Source organism: Halosolutus sp. DAT137 (assembly GCF_059736405.1).
In genome coordinates this window covers 856371-875659 of record NZ_JCAQID010000001.1, presented here as the reverse complement: position 1 = coordinate 875659, position 19289 = coordinate 856371, and the positions used below count along the sequence as shown (strand labels likewise).

The 19289-nt window shown below is 49.9% G+C and carries 14 protein-coding genes; 7 read left to right on the top strand and 7 right to left on the bottom strand.

Annotation, left to right across the window (positions count from 1 at the left end; translation table 11 throughout):
* Nucleotides 1-128: 128 nt before the first annotated feature.
* Nucleotides 129-1160 carry a tyrosine-type recombinase/integrase gene (locus AC6I6L_RS04275; protein ID WP_497916466.1) on the top strand — a complete coding sequence of 344 codons (1032 nt, stop codon included), beginning with the start codon at nt 129-131 and terminating at the stop codon, nt 1158-1160.
* 20 nt (nt 1161-1180) lie between these two features.
* Here the strand turns inward: AC6I6L_RS04275 and AC6I6L_RS04270 are convergent, their stop codons facing one another.
* Nucleotides 1181-2437, bottom strand: a complete 1257-nt coding sequence (locus AC6I6L_RS04270) for a tyrosine-type recombinase/integrase (RefSeq protein ID WP_497916465.1) — start codon at nt 2435-2437, stop codon at nt 1181-1183.
* A gap of 320 nt (nt 2438-2757) precedes the next feature.
* Between AC6I6L_RS04270 and AC6I6L_RS04265 the strand changes: the two genes are divergently transcribed.
* Nucleotides 2758-4134 carry a hypothetical protein gene (locus tag AC6I6L_RS04265; RefSeq protein ID WP_497916464.1) on the top strand — a complete coding sequence of 459 codons (1377 nt, stop codon included), beginning with the start codon at nt 2758-2760 and terminating at the stop codon, nt 4132-4134.
* Between the two features lie 595 nt (nt 4135-4729).
* On the opposite strand, the gene AC6I6L_RS04260 is transcribed toward AC6I6L_RS04265, so the two are convergent.
* The 3 genes from AC6I6L_RS04260 to AC6I6L_RS04250 are packed head-to-tail and all read right to left on the bottom strand — an operon-like array spanning nt 4730 to nt 7297.
* The gene (locus AC6I6L_RS04260; RefSeq protein WP_497916463.1) at nt 4730-5383 is read right to left on the bottom strand and encodes an SLATT domain-containing protein; all 654 of its coding nucleotides are present in this window, start codon (nt 5381-5383) and stop codon (nt 4730-4732) included.
* 25 nt (nt 5384-5408) lie between these two features.
* Complete coding sequence (locus AC6I6L_RS04255) at nt 5409-6458, bottom strand: CBASS oligonucleotide cyclase (protein WP_497916462.1); 1050 nt, start codon at nt 6456-6458, stop codon at nt 5409-5411.
* Nucleotides 6459-6460: 2 nt separating this feature from the next.
* A complete protein-coding gene (locus AC6I6L_RS04250) occupies nt 6461-7297 on the bottom strand; it encodes a hypothetical protein (RefSeq protein ID WP_497916461.1) in 837 nt (278 codons plus the stop codon).
* 178 nt (nt 7298-7475) lie between these two features.
* Between AC6I6L_RS04250 and AC6I6L_RS04245 the strand changes: the two genes are divergently transcribed.
* A complete protein-coding gene (locus tag AC6I6L_RS04245) occupies nt 7476-8366 on the top strand; it encodes an HFX_2341 family transcriptional regulator domain-containing protein (protein ID WP_497916460.1) in 891 nt (296 codons plus the stop codon).
* A gap of 329 nt (nt 8367-8695) precedes the next feature.
* On the opposite strand, the gene AC6I6L_RS04240 is transcribed toward AC6I6L_RS04245, so the two are convergent.
* Nucleotides 8696-10702, bottom strand: coding sequence for a helicase HerA domain-containing protein (locus AC6I6L_RS04240; protein ID WP_497916459.1), 2007 nt, complete (start codon nt 10700-10702; stop codon nt 8696-8698).
* A gap of 197 nt (nt 10703-10899) precedes the next feature.
* Between AC6I6L_RS04240 and AC6I6L_RS04235 the strand changes: the two genes are divergently transcribed.
* On the top strand, nt 10900-11223 hold the full coding sequence (locus tag AC6I6L_RS04235) for a helix-hairpin-helix domain-containing protein (protein ID WP_497916458.1): 324 nt from the start codon (nt 10900-10902) through the stop codon (nt 11221-11223).
* Nucleotides 11224-11330: 107 nt separating this feature from the next.
* Here the strand turns inward: AC6I6L_RS04235 and AC6I6L_RS04230 are convergent, their stop codons facing one another.
* Together AC6I6L_RS04230 and AC6I6L_RS04225 are read right to left on the bottom strand one after the other, a co-directional pair.
* Nucleotides 11331-12110, bottom strand: coding sequence for a deazapurine DNA modification protein DpdA family protein (locus tag AC6I6L_RS04230; protein ID WP_497916457.1), 780 nt, complete (start codon nt 12108-12110; stop codon nt 11331-11333).
* A gap of 19 nt (nt 12111-12129) precedes the next feature.
* Nucleotides 12130-12276 carry a hypothetical protein gene (locus AC6I6L_RS04225; RefSeq protein ID WP_497916456.1) on the bottom strand — a complete coding sequence of 49 codons (147 nt, stop codon included), beginning with the start codon at nt 12274-12276 and terminating at the stop codon, nt 12130-12132.
* Between the two features lie 161 nt (nt 12277-12437).
* On the opposite strand from AC6I6L_RS04225, the gene AC6I6L_RS04220 reads away from it, so the two are divergent.
* Genes AC6I6L_RS04220 through AC6I6L_RS04210 form a run of 3 tightly spaced genes read left to right on the top strand, consistent with a single transcriptional unit; the run spans nt 12438 to nt 19288 of the window.
* The gene (locus AC6I6L_RS04220) at nt 12438-14462 is read left to right on the top strand and encodes a type I restriction-modification system subunit M (RefSeq protein ID WP_497916455.1); all 2025 of its coding nucleotides are present in this window, start codon (nt 12438-12440) and stop codon (nt 14460-14462) included.
* Complete coding sequence (locus tag AC6I6L_RS04215) at nt 14462-15841, top strand: restriction endonuclease subunit S (RefSeq protein WP_497916454.1); 1380 nt, start codon at nt 14462-14464, stop codon at nt 15839-15841. Before AC6I6L_RS04220 ends, AC6I6L_RS04215 begins: the two co-directional genes overlap by 1 nt.
* Nucleotides 15842-19288, top strand: a complete 3447-nt coding sequence (locus AC6I6L_RS04210; protein ID WP_497916453.1) for a DEAD/DEAH box helicase family protein — start codon at nt 15842-15844, stop codon at nt 19286-19288.
* The last annotated feature ends 1 nt before the right edge of the window (nt 19289 follow it).

Here is a 19289-nt window from a genome sequence, read left to right as displayed (position 1 = left end):
CAACAGTATGAGTCCACCGCTAAGACATCCAGATGACTGAGTGGGTGATCAACGAGTAGTACGAACTACGAGAGGTGATAGAACTATCGTGTCTGAAGAGGTGGTGGCTCTTTGCAGAGTGGATTCTAATGACTGAACTTGAGCCGATCAGTCCGGAAGACGCGTTCGAACTGTACCTTGATGAAAGACGTGCTGAAGTAACTCCAAACACGCTTCAAGCACACCGTTACCGTATCCAGCATTTCCTCCGGTGGTGCGAACAGAGAGAAATTACTGACTTGAACACGTTGACAGGCCGTCAGTTACATGAGTACAAGGTCTGGCGGAGAAAAGAAGGAGATCTGAACAACGTTACAATAAAGACTCAGATGGACACCCTCCGTGTCTTCATCAAGTTCTGTGAGTCGATCGACGCGGTCACACCGAACCTACACGAAAAGGTACTGTCTCCGAAGCTTAACCGTGGTGACAACCAGAAAGCGGATATACTTACAGAGGACGCTGCACACAATCTTTTGGACTACCTCTACCGGTTCGAGTACGCGTCTTTCGCCCACGTCCTGATCCGTCTTCTGTGGACAACCAGTATGCGTGTCGGTGCAGCCCACGCGCTCGACGTCGAGGACTACCACCCGGACGACCGGTATCTCGAGATACGTCACAGGGAGTCAACGCCTTTGAAGAACAAGGAGGAAGGTGAACGCCTCGTTGCACTGGATCCGGAGAGCTGTGAAGTCCTCACTGACTGGATCTGGAGTCAACGGCCGGATACACAGGACGACGATGGACGGGAACCTTTGCTGACAACGGTCCATGGACGCGCCCACAAAAACACGTTGAGAATGACGGTCTACCGTTGGACACGGCCATGCACCTACACAGGTTCCTGTCCACACGGAAGAAACCTTTCTGAGTGTGAGGCGTTGAACGATAACCGGAAGTCGGCCAGTCTTTGCCCATCCTCGGTGGCACCCCATGCGGTCCGACGTGGATCCATCACATACCATCTTACGAAGAACGTTCCGACAGAGGTCGTCAGCAACCGCATGAATGTAAGCCCCAGGGTCTTGGAGATACATTACGACAAGAGAAGTGAGGAGACGAAGATGGAGCAGCGTAGAAGGTACCTGGAAGACCGATCAACACGGCTGCCCCGTTAAACATTCGATCATTTTCGTCCTCAACCGGTATTCTCCATCTCGTTTGACTGTGTGAATGCATCCAACTGTTCGAGGACGCCTTTCTCCTCCAACTCGTTCAGACGTTCCAGAACTTCCTTTTTCTCCTCTTTCTCTGTCTCCTTCTCGAGGGAGAGTGGTCGTCCGCATGTCCTGCACTCTGTCTCCTTTGACTGGTTCTCGGTTCCGCAGAAGCTGCAGTTGATTGGCTGACTTTGGTCCTCTCCACCCTCTATGCCGTACTCTTCTCTAATGGCTTTGTTCACATCGTCGTTGTTGAGATGGACATACACTTTGGCACGGTCTGAACCGGGTTTCCAGCCGGCGAACTTGTTCAACTGCTCGTAACCCATGAACGTCGCTACTTCCGTTAGTCGTGTATGCCTCAAATTGTATGGCCGTGTCTTGTTGTCGGGTATCTCTGCCTTTCTGCATGCGGCTTTGAACCTTCGACGGAACGCATCGTAACGCAGAGGATCAGCTTTTTCAGGGCTGTACTCACATGAATCGGGGTGTGTCTGAGGTGTTTCACCGCATTTAGAACATCGTTGTTGTTCTGTCTTCACCCAAAGAGGTGCTGAAGGATCCTCTATATCACCGATTTCTCCGCCTAACGGGTGTTGACTGATCCATTCCCTCAGTGTCCTTCCTGAACGGACGAGTTGGTTGGTCCTGTCCGGTGTTCCTTTGAGTCCTTCGAGGAAGATGAAGTCGCCTTTCCCGTTTGATGTGAAGTCTCCTATAGAGGTTTCAAGCATCTCTCCGGGGCGTGCCGCGCTTTCGTACAGAGTCAGTGTAAAGGCGCGGTCCCGTGTACTGGTGAAAGATTTGAACAGTTGTTTCAGCTCGTCTTCAGTGAAGAGGTCGTCACGTGTGACCTGTGTATCCTTCTTCCGTGTCAGGTCGATGAAATCAACTTTCTCAGGGTGTTCTTTCCCCCCGTTCTCGACTTTGTAGAACTTTTTGACGGTTCCCTGCATCGTCCTTTTCGTGGCATCGGCGTATTCGCTTCTGTTCAGGTTGGCAATCACTGTTTTCAGTTCTTCCTCGGTCGCATCCTTTAGTTGGAACTTTGGAGGTGAGAAATTGGTTAACAGGCTTTTCAGGGATTGTGCATGTCTCTGCTGTCTTAGTTCGCTGATGTCTTCCGCGGCGCAGTTGTCGACAAACCTTTTTATCGATCTGTAGTTCTCCGGGTCAAGCGAGTTCTCCAGGTTTTTCAGGGTTCTTTGGACGTCTGCTCTGTCTCGTGTGGCCATACCTTGTTTTTCACATCTTGGTTTAGAAGGAGAGCAGGGAACGTTGTGTTTCGTATGTGCTCGAACACCGAGTTTCGGTAGAAAGGACAGTGAACCGTTGGTAGTACGCGGAGCGCGGGCACCGTCTAAACAGTTCGTAGCCTTTCCTTGTCTTTCTTTCCGTCTCTCCTCCTTTCGTTTGGTTTTTGTAAGTACCTATTACAGTTTGAGGTTTAAAAGGAACTAGATGGGAGAGTGAAGTAGTTTCATTCGAAACCGATTTGTGTTTACCTTCCGGTAATTATTTGAAAGTTGGTTTTCAAATAATCAAAATAACCGGTATGAACGAGGAAGATCTATACTCTCGCCGCAGATTTGCCGCAGCAGGTACAGCAGCACTAGGCATCTTCGCAGGCTGTAACAGAACAGACAGCTCTGGAAATACGGAAAACGACGGACCCGACGACTACGAAAACAGTGATTCTGGACCTGAGTACGAACTCGAGTTCTCCATCAATGATGAAGTCGATCTCACAGATCTCCCTACGTCCGAGTTGAGTACTTTCGACGATATCCGGAGCCAGGACTACGTAGAGTTTGAATACAATCTTCTAGAGAACGGAGAGGAAGAAGTTGAAGCAGAACACATCCAATTAATGCTAGAAGGAGAAAACGGAGAACAGAACACAGTCGAACTAGGACCAGAACTAGACAACGGCTACCAAATACCCTGCTACGAACTACTAGAAGGAGAAAACACAGTAACAGCAAAAGCAGAAAAAGACGGAAAAACAGTAGCAACCAGTACAGATACCGCCGAGAAAAAGACACCGGACGGATACCTAATTGAAGGAAAAGTCGATGGAGAAAGAATCACCTCCTACAGCTCACCATACCAATTCGACACACATAATCTGGATACGGAAGAATTCGAGAAAAAAAGAGTAGAACACCAAGAAAACCGAGCAAGAAGTGAAACAATAGAAAACACAAACGAACAAAGACTCGAAGAAGCGATCGAAAACGAAGAATTATCAGAAAAAGAAAGAAAAAGAAGACTAATTGGATACGTCGGAATCGACTCAAGAGACCTAATCGGAAACCACTCCAGCCACGCATACAAACAAGCAGCAACAGAAGAAATAGCACTCCGCCACTTCACAGACTACGACGAAATATACGCAAACGGATTCAACAACCCAGGAAAAGCAGGAGAAGAACAAGGATACCACGGAACCAAAATGTTCTACATCGACGGAGACTGGTACCACAGTGAAACCACAAAAGCAACAGTAACACACGTAGACAACATAGAAACCGTACTAACCGGCACAAACAGCGGATACGCATCAATACCCGGAGAATTCCACCAAGAAAACGTAGCAGGAATCAGCCACCAACAAAAAATGGATAGCATGAACAGCTTCCTCAGAACCCAGTCCAACTACGAAGAAACAGTAGACGACGACGTAATGGGCACAAACGAATTCGGAACACGAGCAATCCAACTGATACAAGACAATACAGACAGAGAAGAAATCATGCCAGCATACGACATAGCAACAGAACACCACAGACAAACAGGCAAAAACATCTCAATCCTCGGAACTCCGGAAGAACCAGTCCTCCTAGCAACAAACAACCCAGAAACCAACAGACAAATCAAAGAAAACCCAGAATTCCAAAACACAGAAACAATAATCGAAGGAGCGCTTTAGGGAGGATAAAGGAAATAAGAAAAATCTGTCTTCCCTCTATTTCTTTTTCCTTTTCAAGAGTTCTTTAGTTCCACTCCTGCATCTGATATATAAAGTTTCCAGCATCATAGCTGCTGTTTAATCCTGAGTACTTTTCGATAAAGTTCTGACGTACATCTGTTGCTGAGTAGCTGTACTCTTCCGGCAGCTGATTCTGGATGCTGCGGCGGCTGTGTAACTCTACTACCTCTCCTTTTGCGCTTACCTCTCCATCCTGAGTGGTGTAGTTCCAGTCACAGGAATATGTGTCGTAACCAGAAGTATCTATGTTTTAGATAGGGAGGTAATGTTGGGGCATACCGATGTGTAACGAAGAACTATTTCACTCCGGCTACTGATGAGCCTAGAACTGTTTGAACGACTATCTGATCTATTGAGGACGGAGGAAGATGCTTGGTGGTAAAGTAGTCGATGGCCATCATCACAAAGTTGTTGTCGAAGACGTGGTGGGAACGCGTTTAGTACTGCCAGTATTCCGGCACCATAGACGTAGAAGGCGAAGGAGTGCTGGTGAAAGGCCCCTTCACTATGTACTTCAACATCCCGAGGACGTAGTTCATTGAGTAACCTCCTCTGGTTTTCCGCCTTCGTCTTTGAGTTTTGCCTCTCCGGCTATACGGTCAGTGACAGAGTCGGTGAGATCGCGATCAGAGGCTTTGTCAATTAACTTGGCGTCTCCTGTCAACCGCTTCTTGGCTTCCTCATGGGTGCCTACCTGGTCGTAGATCGAGTCGTCTAGTTCGGCGTACCATTTGCTGGTTACCTCTGGCATGTCCTCGTTGAGATTTCTGCGTCTTGCTGCCAGCTCCTGGTATCTCTCCTCCATCTCTTCTAAGCCGGTCTCTTTCTGTGCCAGCTCTAGCATGATGAAGTCGCGGAAATCGTCGAAAAGACGTTGATAGGCGTGAGCGGCACGGTAGTAGTTCTCACCAGTGTCGCCGGGGTTTGCCATCCTCTGGTACCCGGAGATGACCGCTGTGGCGATCGCCAAGGAAATCGGGAGAATGGTTGGTGCAGAGTTCCAGATAAGGGTTACTGTCAACAGGCCTGCTATCACGAAAACCGTCCAGTCGAAACGGCGGTCCCATTTTGAGTACCAGTCCGCTCCGACGTAATAGGCTTTGAAAGTCCAGAGAACGCTGTCAGCTTCGTTCGCTACCCTTTCCCGTAGACGTTCATGTGCTTCGTAGTCAAAGTCGTCTTCTGTCATCGAAATCACTTGAAAAAATATTAGATTAGTTGAAGCCCTCTCCGTGGATCTCTTTCAGCTTTTGTTTGGCTTCCTCCGCCCTGCCTTGTTGCTTCAGCCTTTTGGCTTCCTCCAGTTTCTTATCTGCTTCTTGAGCCTTTTCGGCAGCTTTCCTTCTGTCCTCGCGGTCCATTCCGCTGTCTACTGCTTCGTCGTAGACGGGTTCTCGAGTGGTGCTCTGCACCCGGTTGGGGAGGGTTCTAACGAAGTCTCGAGTCAGTTCTTCGTACGAGTCGGGGACCGGTTCGCCTGTCCGGGCTTTCTCCTCGAAGTAGTTGTAGACCATCGTCTCCATGTGGTAGGAGCGGACAGGAACATCGTTGTTCTCCGACCATTTTTTCATCGCCCGTGTGAGCCCGGAGACCTTCCCGTCGTGTGACTGGTCTCTGGCATCGAACATCTGTTTGTACCGTCGCGGGTTCGTGCCTTGCCACGACTGGCGGCCATGTGTATCTGGGATGGCGTAGCCGTCGCTTGCGTCGTTAAACAGGGTGAACCCGCTTTTTGGGTGGTCTGCGTGAGGTACTTCGTTGTACCTGAATGCGGGTGCGATCTCGATCGTCGAGTCGTGGTATTTCACCTGCACCACGTTCTGGTCGACCTTGACCTCTGTTTCCGAGAACCGTGGATCGTTCTGGATACGCCGTTTTATCGCGTTGAGACAGTTCCGTGGCCCGTTCTCTTGTTGGATCCATTGCCGGTGACTGTCGGCATCGAGGACCACCATGACGTCAGCGTCCGAATCCTGTTTCAACGGGCCAACCATCGTGTCTCGAGTATAGGAGCCGATAAGCTGGCTGTCCTCGATCTCCATGTCCTCGCCTAGGATATCGACGAGTACGTCCCGCCGGTCAGAGATGTTCTCTGCTTGTCGATCGGTGATACCGGTCTCCTCGACGTGCTCCTCATAACTTTCTTCGACCTCGTCTTTGTCGGATAGAGCCTGTTGGAGTGTTTGACCGGCTCCGTCAGTGCTTTGAGGTTTTCGTGAGCTGTGCGAGTACGTGTCTTGAGTTGTATTGTATCCTCCTCCCATGGTTATGCGGTCACCTCGGACTGGGTCCAAGCTCCAAGCGGGACTTGCCCTGCTTCGAGCGAGTTTTCGATTTCGCGGTGAAGCTCTCCGTACTTTTCTTGGGATGCTTTCCAGGAGATTTCCCGGAGCTGTGTTTCACGGATCCATTTGCTTTGGCCTGCTGCAGCCACCACTTGAGGCGGTAGCTCTTCGAGGTAGTCGGGCGCTTGAAGGCCGATTAACATGATTTTCAGATCCGATGCTTCAGAGACGATCTGACGTATATCCGATAGAAGGGGTTTGAAGCCTTTCCCGGATGTGAAGTACTGGGTTCCGTAGAAGATGCAGTAGTTCGTGTCGAGTACTTCCTGGAAGACTTTGTAGCAACAACTTCGTTCCTCGTATGTCTCTCCTTTGACTAAAGGTATGGTCTGTGTTTTTACGTCTCGCAGCTCTGAGGCCATCCAGATGGTGCCCTCGAGACAGGACAAAACGTGTTCCCTGCGTTTCTCCGGGGACCATGCCTTGTATACCGGGTAGTCGCAGGGTATGTGGTAGTCGGGCTGGAACGTTTTGACTAGGTCACGTTCTTCTTGCCAGTCAAGCTCGGCAAGCTGTTTATCGTTTATAGTAGTGGTTGTGATGACTGTTGAATCCTCTCCGAAGTAGGTGTCTGCTGTCTCGCCACGTTTCAGCAGGGTTTGGATGTGGTTCACCCGTAGTAGGACGGTATTGGAGTAGGGGTTGCCCTGAAGGAATTTCTCGTGGGCGCGCTGCGGTTCTACAAGGAGAACACTCCCTCTTGGTGCTTCTGACGGCTGTGCTGCTCGGAATCCCTGGTGTTTTTCGTTGGGGATCATTCTTTGGAGTCCACCCGAAATCGTGGTAGGTTATTGATTACATGATTCCCCATTGTTATAAATCTACTGTCGAACGCTACCCTATCTTGAGCAAAATATTTTGCACAAGCCGGGAGGGAGAGACACAACCTTTTACAAACACCGAGGTTATGTCCACTATAAAGGGGTCGTCCAGAAAATGAGCCAAGACATCCACATAATACCAGTAGGATTCGACTATGAACGACTATTCCTACCAATCACACAAGGAAATCTTGAAGCCGACAAAGTAATCCTCATCAACTCTTCCAAGGATGATGAAGATGGCGCACAAGATCTAGCCAGCAGCATGACCGAGAAGCTCGAGTACATGTTCCAAACCGCTCTCGGCATAGACGCTGAAGTCGACCGCCTCGAAGAGATCTATGACTACAAAAAGGTCTACCAAGAAGCCTACAGACGGATCAACGAACAAGTAGGCGATGAAAAAAACGTCTGGGTAAACATCTCCTCAATGCCACGTACCGTGGCGTTCGCATTTGCCACCGCAGCCAACAGCATCATCGTTGAAAACCCAGATCTACGTAACCAGATACACACCTACTACGTCTCACCCCAGGAGTACCTCTCTACCGAGATGAGAAAGGAACTCGAATCCGAACTCAACTTCCTCAACTCCCTCCCGGAAGACACAGACGGTGTTCAAGAAAGAATCGACCGCATCGAAACAATACTCTCCGATGTAGAGGAACGTGGAATCACTAAAGGAGCAAAGGTCCTGAACGAAGAAACCGGAGAACTTCATGTCGAGTTCCCTGCAACACCTCTCTCCGAGCTACGCGACTTTGAAAAAAGAATCCTCCACTTCCTTCATGATTATGGAAAGGTCGAATCCACATCCAAGTTAGCTAAAAAACTGGCAGAAGACCGAGGAGATGAGTCAGACGACTCCTTCCGGAGCAAGATACAGTACAACGTCAAACAGCTCGAGAAACAAGGCTATATCAAACGGGTTGAAAAGAACAACAGTTACGAAACCCAGCTATCCACCATGGGAGAACTCTGGGTCACAACCCACAACCCTCAGTAAAGCTCTGTCGACCTCACGAAAAGACACAAGAAGGAAGAGAGGACACTCTACTTCGCTTACACTGAATCCTCTTCGGTCATGAGAAATCAGGTTCACCAAGAATCACAGAATCATTTTCTCTAATGGAGTGAGGTCGACAGAGCTACTATATTCCGTTTTGTCGAATACCCCTAACACCCCTCCGATCGAACCAGTTTGAGTTAATTTCCTGCCGAAGCGGCCGAACTACGCCGCTTTTCCTCCCTTCTCGCTGCTCAATCCACGAACTTGGTATTAGACGAAAAATCTGTCCAAGAGGAAAGGGTCGAAATGCCTTGTAACACTTGAGTCTACGGCCAGTCGGAGAGGGCATCGGAAACGTCCTGTACCAAGTGAAATACGACCTGGTCCGTATCAATACCGGATTCCTCGAGCCGTTGCTTCAAGCCATCCCGTACTTTTTCTGTGCGGCATACAATCCAGATCACGTCAAACCCGTAATCAAGATGTTTCTCTACGTGTTCCTGTTCTCGCTGAGTGTTTTCCATCGCGACTTCGATAGCGAGTTCAAGCTTTCCCGTGTTGACATAGACGTCTGCGTCGAATAGCTCGAGTTTCACGGCCCAGCCCGCCTCCTCGAACATGTTTTTCACCTGGTGCTGCCAGTACCTGTGGACGATACCACCACGTCCCTCCTGGCTCGGGTCGAGGCCGAGCTGTTTTTCGACGTAGCTGCGCCCTCTCTCCGTTAATTCCAGTAGTTTTCGTGCGCCTGTCTCCGTCCGTGTGGACTGTTCTGTGACTAAGCCCGTCTCCACCAGTTCGGATTTGGCCTTGTTGCCCTTGTATCGGCTGGAAAAGGTTTCGTATCGCTGGGTCAATGGGATGAACGGATCTTCAATCAATCCTTTCAGTAGGTGTTCTGCGTCGTCAGAGACTGTGACCTCGGACTTGTTCTCATCGAGTACCTCCGTTTCCTCGGTGTTTCCATGCTGTACAGATTCTACAAACCTATCTGTTTGTTCACGTGGCTCGCTAGTTAATTGGTTCCAGAGCTGTCCCTGTCTTTTCTGTAGGTCCGAGTCTGTCACCGTCTTCGATAACTGGTACGTGTCAAGCGTTACTCGTGCCGGGTCACTGTTTCCTGTCTGAACAATTGCTTCCCCGGTATCGAGGTCTTTGGCGGCGTTTGTCTGTCTCTCAGTGAGGTTCATCGACTCTGCGACCGCTGTGAACTGTTTCCGGTCGCCCGTGGGGAGAAGGGCTTTGGTGTATGTGTTAGCCTTGATCGAATCGGTCAGCTTCGATGCTTCCTGATCCGCTACGATTAGTCCTTCACCGAACTCCCTCATCTTCGCCGTCAGTTCGTCGACCGCCGGAATACCAGACTCCGATTGACGTTCTTTGTAGACGCTGAAGACCTGCTTCGCCTCGTCAAGTACGAACACATGATTGAGATCCGTTGAACGGTGAGTCTTGGCGAGTCGGTGCTCGTAGACAGCGGCGAGGAGGATCTCCATCAGGAAGTTCTGTGTGTCACGGCTTAACCCGTCGAACTCGAAAACAGTGTTCCGCTCGAGAAGATCTTCGAATGTGTAGCCCGTGCTGCAGTCGAAGATGGTTCCGGCTCCAAGGTTCATCGCCTCCACTCGATTTAAAACGGTGTCCCGGTAGTTCGAGGTCTTCCGCATGTAGTTAATGGGGTCGGAGACAAGGTACTGCTCGAGTTCATGGAGGCTGGGGTACGGTGGAGACCGTTCTTCGAAAAGGTTGTACAAGCGGTAGAGTTCGAGGATCGATTTCAGTAAGTGGTTCTTCGACCCGGACAGTAATGCTGTTGCGTGGCCGAAGATCTCGCTGACGACCTGCGCCCACCGCCGAAGTTTGACCCCTGGTGGTGGAACCAACGGGTTATACTTGAGTTCGGTCCACGGCAAAACCAGTAACTCGCTTCTGTCCTGGATGAGATGGCGGTAGTCCCTTTTGAGATCGAAACACCAGAATGGGACCTCCAGCTGGGACAGAAGGTTGTAGAACAACGTGGTTTTCCCGGAGCCTGACTGCCCGATAACCAAGAAATGTTTCGAGAGCACCGACTCACCGAGGTTGTAGTTTTGTCCGGAGACGGTCGTCCCGAGACGTATACCTCTGGAGGTAAGAGGACCACGTGTCGGCGTTTTGAACGGGTGTATGCGTTTGTGTGCTAAGGTGGCTGCAAGTGCTTGACGGCCCTTCGCCTGAACCGGTTCCGGTGCAAACGTGTTGTACAGCAACAGCCTCTGTATACGTGGATCCTTCAGTTCTTCTTCCTCGAGCAGTTGGAGAAGAGAGCTCCGGTCTATAGATCGAGAAGACATAGATCATCCTCTGGAGGACTATTTTAGAACGTGGTTGTCGACACTCTGTTTCTCTTACCTGTCTATGGAACTACCTTTACTTATTAGTAGCAGATAGAATAGTATGATAGGGTGACAATAATGGCAGTTCCTAATTGGGATTCTTCACTATGCTCGTGTTAGTAATTCTCATGGGTTTCCTTAGTGACCTACGTAAGGTGAAACGGACAGTAGATAAAGTGGATAGATCTGTTAAGAAAATAGAAAGAAGCGCTCAAAAGCAAAAAGAGGAGAGCCTTAAGAACAAATTTGACCAAGGTCAGATTAGCGCATTTGAGTTCGAAAGCCAGTTCTCCGGTCAGAATGCGGGTATCAAAGTTATCCTTCAGGATATCAATGGCGTCGGTGAGTCTACGAGTGAAGCGATCGCCAAAGAGTACGAGGACCTCGCCGATTTAAAACAAACTGACCGCGAACGACTCGAGTCTATCCGTGGTGTTGGTTCAAGTACGGCCGATGCAGTACTTGATCGTGTGCGGTGAATAATATTTTCACGGACTTACCGGACTTGCTTCTTAACTCATTATAATTATCTGGAAGGGGTGCGTGTTACCAGCTATTGTTGTCTCTCTATTTGTTCGGGAGAGTCCTACTGCAGGAGTGACTGGTGAAGAGACTGCTGGCCGCCTGAATCCTGTATGCATTCCTCGATCTGCTGCTTCATACAGAGGTAGTGGTAGACCTGGTTCTGCCATGTCTGTCGTGGCTCCTGTATCCGTGTCCGGAAGTCATACGCCATTGAATCGGCTGAGTTCAGTGCTTGAACGACTCGAGGGAGTTGAAGGACATTTGTCCCGGTGCCGAATGCGTGTAGTCGGTGTCTGGAAGGGAGTTCGTCGCTGACTCTGTGGATGATTTGGGCAACCGTTTTTGGGTTACGGTTGTTGAGTGAGCCGATCGCCACGTACCGTGTGAGCACGCCTTCTTCCCGGAGATCGTCGAGGTGTGAAAGGTACTGTTTCGGCTTCCATCCCTGGAGAACCGCTATCGGCTCCGAATCTATATCAGTGTCTTTGTACATCTCGAGGAGTTTTCTGTGGTGACGGGTGGTCCGTTGCTGATGATTTTTGACGGTTCGGTTGAGTTTCCACAAGAGCCCGGGTTCACACGGGTAGTCCCTGAGAGCGAACAGCTCTGGCTCGTACTCTTTGAGGTAGGAGAGATACTGTCTGTCGGAATCCTGGTACTCTCGGTGGGTGTGGAGCTGGCTGTAGCCACCTGAATCAGTGAAGAGGTTCTCGATCGTCTGAAACGGCTTGTTGTTCGATGTGGCATAACTGATCATCACGTTTGGCTCCTCCATCTTCCTCAAAGCTTTCCGTGCGCTGCCCGAGGCACAGCCGTAGTAGAACCGGAACCCATCCGTCATACAACTTCGACCACCTCCGTCACCAGGTCGCTCCCGAGTGGGCAGCAAGCTCCACCTCGTAAAGCTTGACCTCTACAGTAGCATCAACGGTTTTACCCTCCAATACGGAATCATCCGTATTCAGAGGGAGTTCGAAATAGCCTGTACTGTAGTCGATATCGATCATTCTGAGGACACCTCCCATGCCAACCTCGGGTGGAACCGACTCAGAAATACGCACCGGGACACCCGGTTTCGGTTGAAAACTTTTGAAAAACGCTGTACGGCGTAGAGGTGGTTCCTGAACCTATGGAAAGGATTTTAACATCACGGTATTAATACAGAGATATGTCTGACTTTAACGAGATATCAAACTTTATCTGGGGGACAGCCGATCTAATCCGCGATAAATTCAAGAGAGGTGACTACGAAGAGGTTATTCTCCCCTTTGTAGTATTAAGACGCTTAGATTGTGTACTAGAGCCTACAAACGATGAGGTCCGAGAGAAATATGAACAGTACAGTGACGAACTGAATGAGAAAGCGCTGCAGGAAGTTCTGAAAGAAGCTGCAGACGCACCCTTCTACAACTACTCTGAATACACATTAGAAACACTTCTTGACGAGCCAAACGATATTGAGCGGAACATCAAGGAGTATATGCACTCTTTCTCCCCTGAGATGCAGGAGGTCCTCGACAACTTCGGGTTCGAAAGCACGATCGAGGAACTCGCGAAACACGACCTCCTGTACAAGGTCGTGAAACGGTTCACCCAGCCCGAGGTCGACCTACATCCGGACAGAGTTGATAACGGGACGATGGGCGATATCTTCGAGGAACTGATCCGGAGGTTCAACGAGTCTCTCGACGAGAACCCGGGAGAACACTTCACACCGAGAGAAGTTGTCGACCTGATGGCAGAACTGGCTATCGAACCGGATAAAGACGATTTCGAAGAGAACGAGATCCTCCACGTATACGACCCCTGCTGTGGATCAGGCGGGATGCTCACCCAGACTGAAGACAGGATCCAACAGTTCAACGAAGACGTCGAAGTCTGGCTCTTCGGCCAAGAGGTGAACCCTCAGACACACGCCATCGCCAAGTCAGACATGTTCATCAAAGGTGAGGAGGCGAAGGCCGCCAACAACATTGAGGACGGCAGTACACTCTCCGGCGATGCCTTCCCCGACAAACAGTTCGACTACATGCTCGCCAATCCGCCATACGGGAAGGACTGGAAAAGCGACAAAGAAGCCGTAGAGAAAGAATACGAACAGGGCTGGGGAGGAAGATTCGGCGCAGGACTCCCAGGTAAAACCGATGGACAGCTCCTCTTCCTACAGACAATGCTGTCCAAAAGACAGGAGCCAGAAGACGGCGGAAGCCGGATCGCGTTCATCTCCAACGCATCACCATTATTCACAGCAGACCCCAACGTCTCAGACAGCAAAAATGAATGCAGCATCCGGAGATGGATACTGGAAAATGACTGGCTTGAAGCACTGATCCGACTCCCAGATGAACTGTTCTACAACACCAAGATCACCACCTACGTCTGGGTACTCTCCAACGACAAACCAGAAGAACGGAAAGACAAGGTCCAACTGATAGACGCATCAGGCGAAGAGTTCTGGACCCTGATGGACGAAAACAAGGGCGACAAAAGAAAGGAGCTGACAGAGGACCAGATACAGGACATCCTCAAACTCTACAGAGAAAACGAGGACTCCGAGAACGTCCAGACACATCCTGTAAGCGGGTTCGGCTACAGAAAAGTCAGAATAGAACGTCCTCTACGTAAAAATTTCCAAGCCTCCGAGGAACGGATAGAACGGATCAAGGATGAAAGAGCCTTCCAGAACCTCTCCGGCAGCGAAGAAGGAGAACAGAAACAGGACGCCATCATCGAGATGCTCCACGGAATGAACGACGAACTCTACAAAGACAAACAGGAGTTCGAAGAAAAACTCAATGAATCTGTAGAGGAAGCAGGACTCGATCTCAAAAAGTCTGTCCGAGGAAACATCTTCAACGCGCTTGGAGAAAAAGATCCTGATGCCGAGATAGTACGAGACGGAAACGGCAACCCAGAAAGAGACACAGATCTAACCGACTACGAGTACGTCCCCCTCGACAAAGACGTCCAAGAGTACTTCGAGGAAGAGGTCAAGCCGTACGTGCCTCACGCCTGGATCAACGAAGACATGACCGATCTACAGGACGGCGGACTCGGAAAAGTCGGATACGAAATCAACTTCAACCGGTACTTCTACGAATACGAACCACCACGACCACTCGGCGAAATAGAGGAAGACATCGAAGAGGTCGAACAACAGATCGTGGACATGATCCAAGAGGTGACCGAGTAATGGGAAGTCAAACGCCTACTACTTTGGAGAGTTTCAAGAGTGATAACACTGATGCAGATTATATTCCATATACGGAATATTGGGATACTGGCGAGGCATGGTTGGGAAAAATCCCACAGAATTGGGATATAACGAAACTAAAATTCCTTATTCAGGGGGGTTTGAAATATGGGGCAAATGAGTCTCCTGAAGAGTATAACTCTAGTGAACCACGGTATATTAGAATAACAGATATAATGGAGAACGGTGATCTTAGAGATGATACTAAAAAGTCTCTGTCGTCCGATTTAGCTGAGGACTATCTATTGCAAGAAGGAGACCTATTATTAGCAAGAAGCGGGGCTACTGTAGGGAAAACCACTCTATATCAAGGAGTTGATGAAAAAGAAGCCTGTTTTGCAGGCTATCTAATCCGAGTTAGATTGGAAGATCAAATCATCCCAGAGTTTTTCGAATACTTTACCCATTCTGATAATTATTGGACATGGATAAACACATACTTGATCCAGTCAACAATAGAGAACGTCAGTGCTGAAAAGTATAAGGAACTCAAGATTCCCTTACCCGAAAAAGACGTGCAAAAAGGCATTATAGGGTTCCTTGACAGAAAAACAAAGCGAATTGATGAGTTAATAGAAAAGAAGAGAGAATTAATTGATCTTCTTGAAGAAAAGCGTACATCACTAATCAAAAGTGCGGTGAAAAGAGGCCTTGATCCTGATGTATATATGAATGATAGTGGTGTTGAATGGTTGGGAAGGGTACCGGAACACTGGAATGTGCCGCGGATCCGTTTTGTTGCCCGTATGGAATCCGGTCATACGCCGAGTAAGTCTGAGGATGAGTATTGGGATGGAGAGATTCCTTGGGTTTCTTTGGCTGATTCTGGTCATCTGAGAGAGTATGATTATATTAGTGAAACTGATAAGACCATTAGTGAGGCAGGGCTTGCCAATTCCTCTGCACGGATTCTACCGCCAGAGACCATGGTTTTCACTCGAGATGCAACTGTCGGACTCTGTGCGATAACGACTCGTGAGATGGCGGTCTCCCAGCATATTATCGGTTGGATCTGTGAAGACAACTTGCTCCCGGAATACCTGCTGAACGTGACGAAAGCGATGGATCAAGAACTTGATCGGCTCACAATGGGCGCTACAATCTCCACCGTAGGAATGGAGGATATAAAGAAGCTCAAGATGCCGCTTCCTCCAATCGAGGAACAGGAAGAAATTGTCGAGTATCTAAATGAAGAGTTGGAGAAGTTCGATAATAGCATTGAGAAAATCCAGGAGGGCATAGAGCGGTTGAAGGAGTACAGGACTGCGTTGATCACTGAGACGGTTACCGGGAAGATTGATGTCCGGGGTGAGGTGTGAATGGCAGGCGATCTTTCTGAGAAGGAGTTTGAAGATATCATCGTACGGGATCTTACCTCGAAAGACACGAGCTGGGAGGAAGGTGAGTTAGAGCCGCTTTACGAGGGTTTTGATCCGGGTAGTTACCGTGAACGGGAGAACCGCCATTTCGACACGAATCTTTGTTTGATTCCTGAGGACGTTCTGGAGTTTGTTAAGAAGACTCAGCCTAGCGAATGGGAGAAGCTGGAGGATTTCCATGGCGATGACGCTGAGGAACAGTTCCTACAGACACTTGACAGGCAGATCAAGAAGAAGGGCGGTATCGATGTACTCAGAAACGGTTTGAGGCTTAGCGGTGCAAGGTTCGAACAGCTCGCGTACTTCAAGCCTGCTACCGACCGGAACAAGAGGGCGGTGGAGAACTACGAGAAGAACATCTTCTCTGTCATCCGTCAGCTGCGGTACAAGGATACTAAACATTCCGTCGATCTCGTGATCTTCCTCAACGGTATACCGGTCTTCACGACAGAGGTCAAAGGCGACTTCACAGGTCAGGACGTGACCGATGCGAAGAACCAGTATAAGACGGACAGAGATCCGAGGGACAAGCTGTTCCGTCCCGGTCGTTGTCTGGCCCATTTCGCTGTCGATCCGGAAGAGGTGTATATGACTACCGAGCTTGACGGTCAGGACACTAACTTCCTGCCGTTCAACAAAGGCCATGGAGAGGGAGCAGGTAATCCGCCAAATCCGTCGGGCTACAGAACGAGCTACTTCTGGAAGTACCTGTTGAGCCGTGACAGCGTCCTCGATATCGTTCAGAACTTTATCACCGAGTTCCGTGAACGGGACGACCAAGGTGATCTGACGGATGACGAGTTCCTGGTCTTCCCACGTTACCACCAGCTCCAGGCCGTAAGAAGAAGCACCAGCGATGTTGAACGGAACGGTACAGGGAAACGGTACCTCATACAGCACAGCGCGGGCAGCGGCAAGACCTTCACTATCTCATGGCTTGCACACCAGTTGGCGGAGATCCACAACAGTCAGAACAAGCCGATCTTTGACTCGGTGATTGTGATCTCCGACAGGCGGGTGCTTGACGACCAGCTTCAACACCATTTGAAACAGTTCTCACAGGTCGACGGTGTTGTGGCCAACGTGGAGGACAACTCTCAACAGTTGAAGGAGGCGCTGGAAAGCGGTGAGAAGATAATCGTCTCCACGATACACAAGTTTGACTACATCGTCGAGGAGATGGAGGATCTCTCCGACAGGAACTTCGCCGTCCTGATCGATGAAGCCCATTCCTCCCAGACAGGGGAACTGAAGGACAGCCAGACAAGAGCGTTGTCAGAAGAGTCCTCCGTGGAAGACAGCGGCGATGAGGAGTTGTCTGTTCAAGAACGCCTCAACGAAGATATGGAGGGCCGTGGTGTCCTCTCGAACGTTTCCTCGTTTGCCTTCACCGCTACGCCCAAGGAAAAGACATTGGAGATGTTCGGGGAGGAGACGGAGGAAGGCGGCTACGAGCCTTTCAGCCTGTACAGCATGCGGCAGGCCATCGAGGAAGGGTTCATCCTCGACGTACTTCAGAACTATACAACCTACCAGGACTACTTCAACCTGTTAAAGACGATAACGGATAATCCGGAGTTCGAGGAGTCGAAGGCGAAAAGACTGCTGAAATCGTTCGTGGACAGTCACGACCTGGTTATATCGAAGAAGACCGAGATCATCATCGAACACTTCGTCGAGGAAGTGATGCACCGTATCGATGGAAAGGCGAAGGCGATGGTGGTCACCGGTTCGAGAGAGCAGGTGGTGAAGTATAAGCGGGCTTTCGACGAGTATCTTTCAGATAATAACTACAACTTCAAGGCCTTAGCTGCCTTCTCACCGTTTACATACGAAGGGGAAAAGCTGACAGAGAAGGATGTAAATCAGGACCTGGATACAAAGGTCGAGGACAAGTTCGAGGAGGACGACTCCCGTATAATCATCGTCGCCAACAAGTTCCAGACCGGTTTCGACCAGCCTCTCCTACACACGATGTATGTCGATAAGCAGCTGGGCGGTGTAAGAGCCGTTCAGACCCTTTCCCGTCTTAACAGGACACATCCTGACAAGGAGGACACGATGGTCGTCGACTTCAAGAACGACCCTGAGGACATCCAGGAAGCGTTCGAAAGGTTCTACACCAAGACCAAGGTCAAGAAAGGGACCAACCCCCAGCTTGTCTACGACCTCGAAGACGAACTCCGTGACTTCAGACTGTTCAAGGATAACGAGGTCGAGAAGTTCTCAGATCTCTGGTACAGCGAGGAAACGGACCAGGATCAATTAAGCGCGGTACTCGACCCTGTGAAGGACCGGTACGAAGATGCGGATGAGGAGAAACAGGACGAGTTCAGAAAGAAGCTGAAGGACTTCATACAGCTGTACTCGTTCCTCATCAAGGTCGTCAACTTTCGGGACGAGGAACTCCACAAGCTCTACCAGTTCTCCCGGGTCCTGTACAGGAAGCTGCCCGTGGAAAGAGGGAAGATGCCGAACGAGGTCAAACAGTACGTCGACCTCGACCAGTACCACATCAAAGAGGTCTCCTCCGAAGAAGACCGATCGCTCGAAAAAGCAGAAGGCGAGCTCGGACCTACACACAAGACGAAAGACGCCCCGAAGAAGACGGAGGAGCATAAATCACCCTTGGAGAACATCGTCGAGATGCTTAACCAGCAGTTCGGCTACGAGATGGATGAGCAGGACAAGACGTTCATCAAGCATCTGAAAGAACGGCTGGAAGAAAATACTGCGTTGAAGGAGACCGTGGAGAAGAACAACGCAGAGAAGGCCCAGATGAAGTTCCAGAACGTGACACGGAAGGAGATGCTGGAGTTGATCGATCAGAACACCAAGTTCTTCAACAAGGCCACGAACGACGACGAGTTCGCAGAAGTCTTCCACAGCTGGCTGTTCAACCAGTTCGTCAACTCATCTAAAAGGGACAGCAGGGACCTCATCGAAAAAGGCCGGGGTAAAACCATTGAGTTCGAGGAACACCTTCTGCCCTCAAAAGAATCGGACAAGACCGCGAAACAGAGGATCGCTCAACATATCTGCGGGTTCGCTAACACCGCCGGCGGCCACCTCATACTCGGCGTCGACAAGGAAGGCAACATCACCGGGTTGGAGAAAGACTTCAAAGCCGTGCAGAAAGGCCAGGAAGGATTCCAGCAGCAGATCCATAATGCGTTAGCCGAGTATCTCGGTGAGACCTTTGCCTCACAGAAGACAGAAGTCAGGTTCAACACGTTCGGAGAAACCTCGATCTGTATAATAAAGGCAGAGCCCAGCGATGAACCTATCCGGTTCAATGAGGACGGGTTCTATATCCGGGACGGGGACGAAACCATGCAGCTCAGCTCCAGAGACACAGACAAGTACATCAAGAAGCATTTCAGGTAAC

What these genes read in the sequence shown, in the direction of transcription:
- AC6I6L_RS04275 (WP_497916466.1), top strand. Translation starts at nt 129, where the DNA reads ATGACTGAACTTGAGCCGATCAGTCCGGAAGACGCGTTCGAACTGTAC.
- AC6I6L_RS04270 (WP_497916465.1), bottom strand. Translation starts at nt 2,437, where the DNA reads ATGGCCACACGAGACAGAGCAGACGTCCAAAGAACCCTGAAAAACCTG.
- AC6I6L_RS04265 (WP_497916464.1), top strand. Translation starts at nt 2,758, where the DNA reads ATGAACGAGGAAGATCTATACTCTCGCCGCAGATTTGCCGCAGCAGGT.
- AC6I6L_RS04260 (WP_497916463.1), bottom strand. Translation starts at nt 5,383, where the DNA reads ATGACAGAAGACGACTTTGACTACGAAGCACATGAACGTCTACGGGAA.
- AC6I6L_RS04255 (WP_497916462.1), bottom strand. Translation starts at nt 6,458, where the DNA reads ATGGGAGGAGGATACAATACAACTCAAGACACGTACTCGCACAGCTCA.
- AC6I6L_RS04250 (WP_497916461.1), bottom strand. Translation starts at nt 7,297, where the DNA reads ATGATCCCCAACGAAAAACACCAGGGATTCCGAGCAGCACAGCCGTCA.
- AC6I6L_RS04245 (WP_497916460.1), top strand. Translation starts at nt 7,476, where the DNA reads ATGAGCCAAGACATCCACATAATACCAGTAGGATTCGACTATGAACGA.
- AC6I6L_RS04240 (WP_497916459.1), bottom strand. Translation starts at nt 10,702, where the DNA reads ATGTCTTCTCGATCTATAGACCGGAGCTCTCTTCTCCAACTGCTCGAG.
- AC6I6L_RS04230 (WP_497916457.1), bottom strand. Translation starts at nt 12,110, where the DNA reads ATGACGGATGGGTTCCGGTTCTACTACGGCTGTGCCTCGGGCAGCGCA.
- AC6I6L_RS04225 (WP_497916456.1), bottom strand. Translation starts at nt 12,276, where the DNA reads ATGATCGATATCGACTACAGTACAGGCTATTTCGAACTCCCTCTGAAT.
- AC6I6L_RS04220 (WP_497916455.1), top strand. Translation starts at nt 12,438, where the DNA reads ATGTCTGACTTTAACGAGATATCAAACTTTATCTGGGGGACAGCCGAT.
- AC6I6L_RS04215 (WP_497916454.1), top strand. Translation starts at nt 14,462, where the DNA reads ATGGGAAGTCAAACGCCTACTACTTTGGAGAGTTTCAAGAGTGATAAC.
- AC6I6L_RS04210 (WP_497916453.1), top strand. Translation starts at nt 15,842, where the DNA reads ATGGCAGGCGATCTTTCTGAGAAGGAGTTTGAAGATATCATCGTACGG.